This is a genomic window from Sphingopyxis sp. sgz302558, assembly GCF_057220455.1.
This window is the reverse complement of record NZ_JBXPUZ010000006.1, coordinates 12,241-24,574: the sequence shown is the minus strand read 5'-3', so window position 1 is coordinate 24,574 and position 12,334 is coordinate 12,241. Positions and strand designations below refer to the sequence as shown.

The window sequence follows — 12,334 nt, the reverse complement described above, 5'->3', positions numbered from 1 at the left end:
ATGAACCTTAGCCTGATCGAAGCCTTCAATGCGGTGATGCGAACTGGTTCGACCACCCGCGGAGCCGAGCTGCTGGGAGTGTCGCAGCCGGCAATCAGCCGTTCCCTAAAACGACTGGAGGATGTGACCCGGCTCAAGCTGTTTGAACGTCAAGGTCCACGCCTTATCCCCACAGCGGAAGCTGAAATCTTCTATCAGGAGATTGTCGACACATATGTCGGGTTGGATCGTCTAAAGCAGGCTGTGGCGCGAATCCGTTCGGTCGGAACCGGTTCGCTTCGGATAGCCACGTCGGCCGCGCTCGGGCTTTCGTTGATCCCGCGTGTGATCAAGCTGTTTATTGACCGAAATCCAGGTGTGACCGTAACCTTCGAAATCGCCAATTCGAGCATGGTGCGAAATCTCGTCGCTAGCGGCACCTACGACGTCGGATTGTGCGCGGATGAAATCGACATCACCAATGTTGTAACGGAGCCGTTCCTGACAACCCGGGGCATCTGTGTCATGCCGAACGATCACCCGCTGGCAAAGCTCGAAACGATCACTCCAGCCGATCTGGACGGCGTGCCGCTCGTTTCGCTTTCGCCAGACGATACCGCGCGCAGGCAGCTCGACGCAGCCCTGCGCCTGGTTGGAGCACAACCTAAGGTTGTTGTCGAAACGCAATTTGGCGCTACCGTCTGCCAATTGGTGGCGGAAGGTGCTGGAGTCGGCCTCACCAACGCAGTCTCATTTGTTGCGAGCCAATTCGAAACCCAAGGGTTGATCGCCAGGCCGTTTGAACCCGCGATCGCCTTTCGGGCACTGATGATATTGCCGCCGCACCGTGGAAGGTCGCGATTGCTTGAAGACTTGCTTGGCACTCTGATGGTCGAACGCGACAATCTTCAACGCGCATGCGAAACCCGCTTCGGGTCCGTCATCGACTGAACCTAAGCGTGCAGCATGAATTGCGCGCTCACCTCGACGGCCACGCCAAACGGGAGGCTGGAAACGCCCACCGCAGCGCGGGCGTGGCGTCCGCGCTCCCCGAGGATAGTCGCAATAAGATCCGAGGCGCCATTAACGACCGTGGAATGCTCAGTGAAGCCGGGTGCAGACTGGACGAAACCGGACAACTGCACACAGCCCTCCAGACGGTCCAGATCACCTTCAATGGCCTCATTGAGGATCGCGAGGATCGAAACCGCGCATTGCTGTGCTGCTGCGACACCGCGGTCGATCGATGTGCCATTTCCCAGTGTGCCAATGATCAAACCATCATCCGTCCGCGGCAGCTGGCCGGAAACGGTGATGAGTGGTCCTCTGCGTGTGAAGGGCACGTAATTGGCCACCGCAGGGGCAACACTCGGCATCTTTATCCCTAGTGCTGCTAGACGTTGTTCAATCGAACCTGTCACCTTGTTACTTCTTTGATTATGTACCGCCGACGCTGCCGCAAAGCAGGCATCGGCGATACAATTGTTGATACTGCGTCAGAAGTTCACGTTGGCGCGCACGTACCAGAAGCCACCGCTGAAACCGAACGGCGAGAACTGCGGATAAATGATCCCGTTATTCTGCTGCCCGATGCGCTGGTCGCGATCCGGATAGGCATCGAGCAGGTTGTTGGCCCCGACCGCGAGGTTGATGTTGTCGGTCACATTGTATGCAACCTCGAGGTCGACGAGCACTTCAGCCCCAAATGTCTGATCGAACGCGTTGGGGGTTGGGGCGGCGTTGGGGACCGCGTCGGTCCATCGGCCGAAATAACTTCCACGCAGAAGCGCGGAGAACGCACCCGATTCAAGTGTACTCGTAATGCTTCCGCGCCATTTCGGATTGAAGCTGTTGATCTCGATGCGGCGCTCGCGATCGACGGCGCGGGCATCTCGGACATTGGCTACTTCATTCCTAGTGTAGTTAAGCGAAGCGTTGATCCCCAAGAGCGTACCCCCACCGAGGCGCCAGTCCTTGGAGAACACGAAGTCGACGCCCTCGGTACGTGAATCGAAGAAGTTTCCGAAGAAACGGACGGTCTGCACATCGCCAGGATCAATGCCCTGAGCGGCCATGGCCAGACGATCGGCTGCAGTGATAGGGATGCGTGATGTGAGCGCGATGCGATCATCGACCCTGATGTTGAAATAGTCGGCCGTCAGCACCCATCCGCCTGGGATGTCGAACACCAGGCCTGCAGCGATATTTTCCGACTTTTCGCGATCAAGCGGCTGGGCACCATAGAATTGCGAGATCGGGTCGGACGGCGGGCGGGTTGTGGTCAGTAGCAGCCCGCCCGTCACAAGATCGATATTTGTGGCAACGTCCGAGATGTTCGATTGCCCCGGCGTCGGAGCTCTGAAGCCGGTGCTGTACGAGGCGCGGATCGCAACCCAATCGGTGAGATCGTAGCGCCCCGAGATTTTCCAGTTGAAAGTGCTACCGAAATCCGAGAAGTCCTCGAAGCGGCCGGCGACACCAAGGTTGAGCCCCTCAGTCAGGTCGCCTTCGACGTCGACATAGCCGGCCCAGTTGGATCGAGACCAAGTGCCCGCCGATGACGGGGCATAGCCGGGGAAACCGGACGAGCCCACCGCCAGACCGATCGGCTGATTGCCATTGTCTGGATCGAGAACTCGGGCGAACGGGCCGGCTTCCCAAGAGGCGACTTCGCCAGCCGTGATTTCGAAGGCTTCGCGCCGATACTCGGCGCCGAAGGCGACGTTCAGCGGGTCGGCCAGCCCGATCTCGAGCGGATAGACGAAATCGGCATGGAACTGCGTTTCGCGTTGGGTCACTTTCCCTGCGTTGAAGCTGGTCGGTGATTGCGGCCCCAGCGACGGATTGACAGTGTTCGAAAGTTCGTAGCGAACCCGGTTCTGGGCGAGGATCGCACTCAAGTCATATTGAAGATCGCCAAAGTCGCCGCGAACCCCGCCCGCGATGCTGAGATCTTCGATGTCTGTCCCGAAGATCGGTGTGAAGCCGCCGGGAAACTGAGAGGCAAAGCTGAACCTCGCGCCGCCGGGCGTATTGGTCAGAGGGACGCTGCGGAAGATATCCGTTCGGGTCACCGGGTTGCGATAGAAGAACTCGGTGTCGCCCGCGCTCCACGCATAGTTTCCGAACAGATAAACCGTGGCGTTGTCGGATGCGGGCACCTCGGCGTTGAGAAGGAAGCGCGCCGCTTCCGTGTTCACGTTACCCCAGCGCTGGGCTGGCACTGGCACGGCGGTATTGCCCGCGTTAATCAGAGCCTGTGCATCCGGTCGCTGGGTTCCGCGCGATGTCGGCTTTGCCCGGACATATTCACCGCTCAGGTTGATAAAGCCTTCAGCAACCGGAAACCCCGCATTCGCGGCGAGCGTCACATCCTCGCCGTCACCTTCGTAAAACTGCCCGTAACGTGCGGTCATCGAAAAACCATCCGAGCTGTCCTTGAGCTGGAAGTTGATCACACCCGCGATGGCGTCTGACCCATATTGCGCAGCGGCCCCGTCGCGCAGAACCTCAATGCTTTTGATGGCGATGGTCGGAATGCTTGAGAGGTCAGAACCTTGCGCTCCCGCTGCAAGCGGCTGATTGGTGATCTGGACCAGCGCCGAGCGATGGCGTCGCTTGTTGTTAAGCAGGACGAGCGTCTGGTCTGGCGGCAGACCGCGCAGGCTGAACGGGCGAATGAAGGCCGAGCCATCCTGCGCGACGAATTGCTGAACGTTGAGGGAAGGAACCGCGGTACGCAGAGCGTCATTGAGGTTGGACGAACCTTGCCTGTTGAGGACGTCAGCTGAGATAATATCGACCGGACGGGCGGATTCGAGGTAGGTCACCCCTTCGCGACGGGTCCCGGTAACAATGATCCCCTGCTCTGATTTCTCCGCTTCCTGCTCTTCAGGATCGGATTGGTCCTGGGCAATCGCAGTCGCCGGGGCCATTAGGGCAGTCAAAAGGGTGGCAAGCGAAGCTGTTCTTAATGCACTTTTACGCACTCCCGTCGCAACTTTTACCATACCCCGTTTCCTTTGATAGCGATTGCACCAACATTTGGCAGCAGACGAACATTGCCCGATCCCAAGTTGTCGAAGACAAAGGCTAACAGCAAATACGTATTTTTCGATTTATCATGCAAAAATGATATAATGAACTCGATGGCTGCGAGGGTACTGCCTTTTCGCGGCTAGTTCGGATGGCTCTAATTTCCTGAATCCGGCCATTTACAGAGCATGTGTCGCCGGCGAGGTTCGCAAGACTGTGCAAGTCAGAACGTGATCCAACTCTCTCACAAACTCGTTTGTTTTCTTGCTCACGTCGGCTCCACCAGCTCAGAAGCTGGGGCTTTCGACAAACGCGAGGCGGCTCAAAATTAGGGTTGCGTTGCGATAACCTAGAGACACAGGCAGGATTTTGAACATAGCGGCTGTGCTGCCGCTCGCGGCTTTAGCCGAAGCGTTCAAGCCGTCCCACGTCTTCGGGCCTATCATCTTGGCTTATGGTCCGAAAGGGAATGGCGTGCGGCCTGTGATCAAAGTTGTCTTCGTCCCCATAATGCTACTGGGGTTCAATGGTGTGGCGGTCTGGATCGTCAACTCGGAAAATGCTTGGCTCTGGCTGCTGCCGCTCCTGCTTGCTGCTATTGCCACCTCGTTTTTGGCGGAACGCTATATCCCATACGAGAATGCCTGGAACAGGGACCAAGGCGACGCTGGACGTGACATGATTTATGCAATTGCCTACGAGGGCAGCGTTTACCTATCGGTGGCGCTCATCCCGATACTAACGCTACTTATGCCCTCTAGCGACCTATGGCCGAGTGGATGGCCACTGTGGGGTCAGCTCCTTTTTGCGATAATCATTGCAGACTTCGGGATCACGCTTTGCCATTATGCCAGCCACCGGGTCGAATGGCTCTGGCGGTTCCATGCGCCGCACCACTCGGTCATCCGCATGTATGGCCTCAATGGGCTCATCAAACATCCCGTTCACCAGACTCTCGAGACCGTCGCGGGAACCACACCCCTCCTGCTAATTGGCATGCCAGTCGAGATCGGCTTGCTGCTGGGCTTCGCGATCACCGTGCAGCTGCTGCTCCAGCACTCGAACGCCGACATGCAGATTGGGCCGCTTAGATACGTACTCGCTCTCGCGCCCCTGCATCGGTTTCACCACCAAAAGTGGGCCGGCATTGGAGACGTCAACTTTGGTCTCTTTACTAACCTCTGGGACCACATGCTCGGCACTGCTGTCTATGAACCTGACAAGCATTTCACCAGCGATGATCTCGGCATCGGCAAACAGCCTCACTACCCGGTCGGTTATATTGGCCAACTGGCTGCGCCGTTCCGAACACAGCCGAAACAATACGGCGTAGCCGCCGCGCCTGCGGAATGACCGGGGTTGTTCGGGATCAGCGGGCTGGGCTTGGCTCGCCGCAGGGTCGGGCGCCAATTTCTCAAAATCAAGGCGGAGCGTCATCTCCAGTTGTTCGCCTTGCCTGTGTGGCCGATAGACCGGCAGCTGCTGAAAGTTTGGCTCGGGCCTTCTGGAGCGACCCCTTTCTCGAATACTTCTACCCGGATGAAAACGTCCGCACACACCGCATTGAGAGGTTCTTCCAAATTCTTTGGGGACTGAGCGCACCACTGGGGCACGTTGCGGTCACCGACAGCTGCGAGGCGGTGGCGCTGTGGCGTCCGCCATATCGCTGGCGTGTCAAGCGGCGCACCATCGCTGCAAACCTTCCTCATATGCTAAGGGTCTATGGTACGGCCACAGGGCGCGTAATTCGCTGTCTTGAAGCGATGGAAAAGCACCATCCGCGCCGTCCGCACTGGTATCTTGCGACAGTGGGTACCGACCCGGCACACCAAGGGCGTGGGCTTGCAGGTCGCCTTATTCGTTCCAACCTTGATCGGTGTGATGCAGCGGGCGAGCCTGCATACCTTGAGGCCGCAAGCGAGAGCCTGATTGGCTTCTATGGCGCAATGGGCTTTCAGCTTTTGGACGAGGTGAAGGTGCCGGGTGGTCCGAAATTCTACCCGATGTGGCGCGAACCAGCCTGAGGGAGCGCGACTGGAGAGGTTATCGGCCAACCAGAGCTTGACTTGCCGTAACTCCAAATGTCGATTTAATCGTTCGTGCAAAATGCGCTGCATCGGAAAATCCAGCAGTGTGGGCGGCTGTCGTCACATCTTGACCTTCCATAAGGTATGCCGATGCAAGGCGAAGCCTGCGCCACAAAACGTAACGTCTAAAGGTGAGCCCCATCTGGTCGGCGAACAAGTGCCGGAACCGATCTGGTGAAAGCCGCGCCTGAGAAGCAGCTATCTGCAAAGGCACAGGGCCGTAGGCAAGCGCGCCCTCAATGAATTCGAGTGCTGCGGATAATCTTGCGTCGATTGCTTCCAACAAGGGGGCCGGTGTTGAGAGCCAGATTGCCCAGAACCGAAGACCCTCGGTTGAACTTACAATTGCAAGCGACGTTGCTGACCCGACAGGGCGCAAATGCTCGATAGCATCAGGTTCCATTCGTTTACCGGGCTCGATATAGATAAGCTTCGCCTTGTGGCCCGGCACGACCCTGTGCGGTGTTAGAGGGTCGACGAGCACACATTCCGCTTCGACATAACGGCCGTGTTCATCGAACACTCGAACCGGACTGTCCGAAACGATTGCTTGGGCTGCAAAGTGGCGGTGGAGCACCCCATCACCGATGTCGCCTTCCCAAAGGGCCCAGCGGTCACCCAAAGAAAGTTGCCCCTGCCATACGGGGGCGACGGGCTCGGGAATTTTTTTCATTTCGGCAATTTAGATCCAGGTCCTGTTATCGGGGTAGCAGATTACACCCCTAAACGATCTGTCCGTTTTTAGAACCTCTGCCGCAATTACCGCGGCAGAATAGCCGGGTGCAGGCCGCACCTCTGGGATGGTTTGAACCGCGCCTGGCAGACAGAACTGCGATTAAATTGAAAGCACGGTTTTTGTATAACCTGCGTAGTTTCCGAGGATTTCGCTGCTCTGTAAAAAGAGATTAATTGAAAATGAGAAAATCAAAATTTCGCGCGGCGCCGCAGATTTGTTCTGCCTCAAAGTTATACCTGATCTGGTGATTTTGTCGCTGCAACCTCGAATGGTCCGCTAACATTTCACTAAGGAAATTCATCATGAAGCATGCAATATTTACCTTCATACTCGCCGCTGGTTTGACCGTTTCGGCCGCGTCAGCGCAATCTTCCGCAACGCCGGCAATCGTCCCGTCGGGCCACGGCGGAATGATGCAGGGTGGCATGATGCAAAGCGACATGGCGCAAGAGTCTGAGGCTATGCAGGCACACCATCAAAAGATGGAGGAGATGCGTGCCCTGATGGAGAGAGCGCATGCAGCAACTAATCCCGCCGAGCGTCAGCGGTTGATGGCAGAGCATCACCAAATGATGCAGGCACAAATGGCTACCATGATGAAAGGCGACAACGCCGCGATGATGCAGGCCTGCCATGAGCGCATGATGATGATGCACGAGATGATGACGCAGATGATGGCCGAGAACAAAATGATGTCGCACAAATAGGAGCGGCGGCACTGTCAGAGAAAATGCACTGGCTCGCGGAACGACGTGAACGGATAGGGTATGTTCGGGCGACACATACTGAAGAGGTCAACCAGCAAGGTCGTGAGTTAGGTTTTCGGACCGCTGCTTGAGCCGGCGACGGGATTGTGGATGGGCAATGTAGCCGAGGATAGGGCAGTCACTGACTGGCACTTCGACGGGACAATCGGCCACGAGCTGGGCAAGAGCCTTTTTGATTGTTCGGAGCTGCGATAGCTTGACTGACAGACTGCGGATCTTCTTTTCTGTCAGATCGACAACGTCGGCAGCAGATTTGGCCTGGGAGTGCTGCAACGATAGTAGCAACGCGCTCTCGCTTAATGTAAACCCGAGCAACTGCGCAGTCTTGATAAAGTTGACCCGTGCGACATCATCGCGCCCATAGATACGATATCCGCTCGCGGTCCGGTTGGGTTCGGGCAAGAGACCAGAACGTTCATAATAGCGAATGGTATCGCGCCGCACGGCACGAGCTGAAGCCAGCCCCCCGATGGTATAACCTTGCATAGCGCGGCTCCTTCCAGATAGGCTGGCATATTCCCAAACCCGCAAGCATCGTCGCTTAGGGTCCAGGCCGTGCGTCCATCATGGGCTCGAAAGGGGTAATTGCTGGCCTGCTTTGCCCCGCCCGTTGCTCATTTGTGGCTGAGCTCGACGATGTCGTGCTCCTTGAGCTTTCCGTCAGTCACCTGCGTGCGAGCGAAATGATCATCGATGATCTCGGTGATCTTGACTTCGCCAACCTTTACCCGCTTGTAACTTGTCTGCTCGGATCTGTGCGCATGCCGGTACTCAACCCGGTAAACATCGAGAACCTGACCCGTCTGCGCACCGTCAGCCTCGCCGATGCAGATCACAGGGCCCGTTTCCTCCATCGCGACGACGTGTCCGCGCATGAAGAAGCTATGGCCCATTCCCTGGGCGATGGACGGCGAAGCAGTGATCAGCGCCGCGCCGAACAGCAGGGGTGCAAAAATTTTCTTCATATCACGTTGCTCCTTTCAAGAAGGCCGCCGCCGCTGTCGCAGCTAGCGATCAAGTTGTTAATCCTGAGCGTAAAATCAGGACTTTAGCCAAACATACGTCGAGACGAGAAGGCGAATGCTCCATATCCGATCGCAGCAGCGAACAGGTTTATGCACCTTGGACCACGGTCATAGGTCAAGGGAAATCTGGATCATTGATCTCAGTCAAAATGCGATCAGAAAAACTGGCAATCGACCATTGACCTGGGACCGTAGTCCGGAGCGTAGAACAGCGAACGACCTAACCAAGGTCTCAACCGGTTCCACTATTGTCTCACCGTCTCATGGCAGATGTCGATCTCGCGCTCTGCCAGCAGGTCCTCGATATTCCGCAACAAGAGCGGGAAGCTGACATACATCATAACTACCAGCCGAATGATCTCCGGCGAGGAGCTGAAGTACTTGACGGGCTGGTGGGCTTCTTGGGTCTAGGCAATGCACCTCTCTAGCCTATCGCGCCCGTTCCGCTAGCCGGTGCATTTGTTCTGACAGTGCCGTTTTTCCTTTGGCATGTCGCGGGTTAAGGTCGTGGCTGGCGCCTTGAAAACCAAAGCGTTATCAGTGGAATAACGATCCACATCAGGACGGGGACTAGGCCAATATTCGTGCCGGGCACTAATGGCATGAGTTCACTATAGCGCCAGCCCCAAGCCCATTGCGTCGGCACGCTGGTCGCGATTCCTTCGATTAAGACCGTAATCCCAAGGCCGCACATGAGATAGATGCCGATCATGCCGGAGGTTGGGCGGTGCATCCAGTGCCTGTCTCGGTTCAATATCGAGACCACTGTATAGGCCAGCACCAAAATCGCGGCATCGCCAAATGTGGCTCGCGTGCAGCCCAACGTGCTTTCCCAGGAGGTTGCCGACCCGACATCGAAGAAGGGCATTTGCAGCATTTCCCAGATGAACGATGTGAAGAACCCAAACGTGGCAACATGGACCTCGGGCTGTTTATCAAATCTCATTGCGCCGCCATTTTCATTCTTTGCCAATTCCGCCAACCCGAGGCGCCCAAGCGTTCCGGCGACAACCACCGGATAGGCTGATCGAACTCTTCCAATCGTCTCCATCATCGTGGTGGGAGCGTGCGTCGCCAGCCTTTTTGCCCGGCCACTTACAGGCTCGCGGTCCGCAATCTTAGCGCATTGAGCACCACCGAGATTGACGATGCGCTCATCGCGAATGCTGCGAACATCGGGCTGATCAGAATGCCGAACAATGGATAGAGCAGGCCCGCGGCCACCGGCACGCCCGCCGCATTATATATGAGCGCGAAGAACAGGTTTTGCCGGATATTGCTCATGGTGGCGTGCGACAGACGCCTAGCGCGGACGATGCCGTCGAGATTGCCTCTGACAAGTGTAATGCCCGCGCTCTCGATCGCTACGTCAGCGCCTGTGCCCATGGCGATGCCGACATCGGCCTGGGCGAGCGCAGGCGCATCGTTCACCCCGTCTCCGGCCATTGCGACCTTGTGGCCCTGCTCCTGCAATTCGCGAATGATGCGGGCCTTATCCTGCGGCAGGACATCGGCGCGGATCTCGTCGATGCCCAGCTTTGCGGCGACGGCTTTTGCGGTGCGCTCGTTGTCGCCGGTCGCCATGATGATCCGGAAACCGAGTTCATGAAGTGCCTTGATCGCAGCAGGGGTCGTCTCCTTCACGGGATCTGCCACGCTGACCAAGCCGGCAATTGCGCCATCAACGACAACGAACATCACCGTTTCGCCTTCGTCCCGTCGCGCATCTGCTGCTGGCAGCAATTCGGTTGCATCAATTCCATGGTCAGTCACGAGCTTGAGATTGCCCAGCATAACCTTCTTGCCATCGACAACGCCGACCACCCCTTTGCCGGTGATTGCCTCGAAGTCGCTAGCTTCGGCGAGAGTGATGCCGCGTTCCTGCGCGCCTTTCACAATTGCCTCGGCGAGTGGATGCTCGGATCCGCGTTCCAGCGTTGCGGCGAGGTGCAACACCTCGCCTTCATCATGTCCCGGCTGCGGCAATACCGCGACCAGTCGCGGCTTGCCTTCGGTCAGCGTGCCGGTCTTGTCGACCATGAGCGTGTCGACCTTTTCGAACCGTTCGAGCGCTTCGGCATTCTTGATCAGGACGCCCGCCTGCGCGCCGCGGCCGGTCGCTGTCATGATCGACATTGGCGTCGCCAGGCCGAGCGCGCAGGGGCAGGCAATGATCAGCACGGCAACGGCCGCGATGAGCGCATAGGACAAAGCGGGTGGGGGGCCCCAGATTGCCCATCCTATAAAGGACAGGATTGCGACACCGATAACCACTGGCACGAACCAGCCTGCGACCTTGTCGGCATATTTCTGGATCGGTGCGCGCGAACGCTGGGCGTTGGCAACCATCTCGACGATCTGCGCCAATGTCGTATCAGCACCAACGCGGCGGGCCTCGATGATCAGGCTGCCGGTACCATTGATCGTCGCACCGGTTACATCATCGCCTGCCACTTTTTCGACCGGCATCGGCTCGCCCGAGATCATGCTTTCGTCGATTGACGAATGCCCTTCAGCAACCGTCCCGTCCACCGGAACCTTGTCGCCGGGCCGGACTCGCAGTCGGTCGCCAACCCGGACGTCTTCGAGCGGTATTTCCTCCTCGGTGCCATCATCGCGTACCACGCGTGCGGTTTTTGTGGCGAGATCGAGCAGGGCACGAATGGCCTTACCGGTTCCTTCGCGCGCGCGCAGTTCCATCACCTGTCCTAACAGAACGAGCGTGATAATGACCGCCGCCGCTTCGAAATAGGCGCCGACCTGTCCCTGTGCGTTGCGAAATCCTGCCGGGAAGATCCCGGGTGCCAGAAGCGCCGCCACGCTGAATAGCCACGCGGCAGCGACGCCGATCGAAATCAGCGAGAACATGTTGAGGTTCAAATTACGGAACGAGTTCCAGCCCCGCACCAGAAACGGCCAGCCGCACCAAAGCACGACAGGTGTGCCGAGCGCGAATTCGATCCACAGCGTCGCGCGTTCGCCTAAAAGCTCGCGGACCCCGCCAAGCCCCACTAAAGGCCCCATGGTCAAAACCAGCAGCGGCACAGTCAAGACAGCGCCGACCCACATGCGATGCGTGAAATCGACCAGTTCCGGGTTGGGGCCATCCTCTGTCAGGGTTGCCGTTTCGGGCTCCAGCCCCATGCCGCAGATCGGGCATGATCCCATCTCGGTTTGTCGCACCTGCGGATGCATCGGGCAGGTGTAGACCGTGCCGGTGAATTCCTCCGGCACTTGATCGTAGCGGCCATCGCTTGGTCGGTGCTCCTTCTGTTCATGCGGCGCGTGGCCTTCGGCCGGCGTTCCGCTTTCAATGCCGTCGTCCAATACCAGATGCATTCCGCATTTTGGGCAGTCGCCCGGCTCGTCCTGCCGTACTTCAGGATGCATGGGGCAAATATAGCCGCTCATGACGTCTCTCCGCGCCCGAAGAAGCGATGGAGGGGAACGATCAATATCGCGATATACCAGCCATAGAGAAAGCTACCGACGGCGCCTGCGATGAAGCCCGGCCATGTCAGCCACTCAAACCCAGGCAGCAGCGGAGCCCATGCTTCAAGCATGTGAAAGCGGCCGGGCATCAGCAGGCCGAACGCAATACAAAGAAGAAAGCTGAGCAGAATGAAAACGCTGAGCGTCCATCCCCATCGGATAATCTGGCGACTGATAGTCGGGTTTTGCATGTCCATCTCCCTTGATGCAGCT

The 12,334-nt window shown here is 57.7% G+C and carries 12 protein-coding genes and 1 pseudogene; 4 read left to right on the top strand and 9 right to left on the bottom strand.

From position 1 onward, the window contains the following. Entirely contained in the window at positions 1–930 is a 930-nt protein-coding gene (locus AC2TC0_RS14885; RefSeq protein WP_484718274.1) for a LysR substrate-binding domain-containing protein, read from the top strand. Positions 931–932: 2 nt separating this feature from the next. On the opposite strand, the gene AC2TC0_RS14880 is transcribed toward AC2TC0_RS14885, so the two are convergent. Both AC2TC0_RS14880 and AC2TC0_RS14875 read right to left on the bottom strand, forming a co-directional pair. Then, positions 933–1,400 carry a RidA family protein gene (locus AC2TC0_RS14880; RefSeq protein ID WP_484718273.1) on the bottom strand — a complete coding sequence of 156 codons (468 nt, stop codon included), beginning with the start codon at positions 1,398–1,400 and terminating at the stop codon, positions 933–935. 75 nt (positions 1,401–1,475) lie between these two features. After that, positions 1,476–3,914, bottom strand: coding sequence for a TonB-dependent receptor plug domain-containing protein (locus tag AC2TC0_RS14875; RefSeq protein WP_484718272.1), 2,439 nt, complete (start codon positions 3,912–3,914; stop codon positions 1,476–1,478). Between the two features lie 469 nt (positions 3,915–4,383). Between AC2TC0_RS14875 and AC2TC0_RS14870 the strand changes: the two genes are divergently transcribed. Together AC2TC0_RS14870 and AC2TC0_RS14865 are read left to right on the top strand one after the other, a co-directional pair. Then, entirely contained in the window at positions 4,384–5,367 is a 984-nt protein-coding gene (locus AC2TC0_RS14870; protein ID WP_484718271.1) for a sterol desaturase family protein, read from the top strand. Between the two features lie 107 nt (positions 5,368–5,474). Beyond that, entirely contained in the window at positions 5,475–6,038 is a 564-nt protein-coding gene (locus tag AC2TC0_RS14865) for a GNAT family N-acetyltransferase (RefSeq protein WP_484718270.1), read from the top strand. 19 nt (positions 6,039–6,057) lie between these two features. Here AC2TC0_RS14865 and AC2TC0_RS14860 read toward each other — a convergent pair whose 3' ends face one another. Continuing rightward, positions 6,058–6,774 carry a helix-turn-helix transcriptional regulator gene (locus AC2TC0_RS14860; RefSeq protein ID WP_484718269.1) on the bottom strand — a complete coding sequence of 239 codons (717 nt, stop codon included), beginning with the start codon at positions 6,772–6,774 and terminating at the stop codon, positions 6,058–6,060. 365 nt (positions 6,775–7,139) lie between these two features. Here AC2TC0_RS14860 and AC2TC0_RS14855 point away from each other — a divergent pair, with 365 nt between their 5' ends. Then, complete coding sequence (locus AC2TC0_RS14855) at positions 7,140–7,544, top strand: hypothetical protein (protein WP_484718268.1); 405 nt, start codon at positions 7,140–7,142, stop codon at positions 7,542–7,544. An 87-nt stretch (positions 7,545–7,631) separates the two neighbouring features. On the opposite strand, the gene AC2TC0_RS14850 is transcribed toward AC2TC0_RS14855, so the two are convergent. From AC2TC0_RS14850 to AC2TC0_RS14825, 6 genes and pseudogenes are all read right to left on the bottom strand, one after another. Further along, positions 7,632–8,090 (bottom strand): MerR family transcriptional regulator, encoded by a 459-nt coding sequence (locus AC2TC0_RS14850; protein ID WP_484718267.1) that lies wholly within the window; start codon positions 8,088–8,090, stop codon positions 7,632–7,634. A gap of 128 nt (positions 8,091–8,218) precedes the next feature. After that, positions 8,219–8,569, bottom strand: a complete 351-nt coding sequence (locus AC2TC0_RS14845; RefSeq protein ID WP_484718266.1) for a hypothetical protein — start codon at positions 8,567–8,569, stop codon at positions 8,219–8,221. A 308-nt stretch (positions 8,570–8,877) separates the two neighbouring features. Then, a pseudogene (locus AC2TC0_RS14840) lies at positions 8,878–8,988 on the bottom strand (IS6 family transposase); the annotation flags it as partial. 140 nt (positions 8,989–9,128) lie between these two features. After that, a complete protein-coding gene (locus AC2TC0_RS14835) occupies positions 9,129–9,683 on the bottom strand; it encodes a hypothetical protein (RefSeq protein WP_484718265.1) in 555 nt (184 codons plus the stop codon). Positions 9,684–9,724: 41 nt separating this feature from the next. Beyond that, complete coding sequence (locus AC2TC0_RS14830) at positions 9,725–12,040, bottom strand: copper-transporting P-type ATPase (RefSeq protein ID WP_484718264.1); 2,316 nt, start codon at positions 12,038–12,040, stop codon at positions 9,725–9,727. After that, positions 12,037–12,318 (bottom strand): hypothetical protein, encoded by a 282-nt coding sequence (locus AC2TC0_RS14825; protein ID WP_484718263.1) that lies wholly within the window; start codon positions 12,316–12,318, stop codon positions 12,037–12,039. Before AC2TC0_RS14825 ends, AC2TC0_RS14830 begins: the two co-directional genes overlap by 4 nt. Positions 12,319–12,334 lie beyond the last annotated feature (16 nt).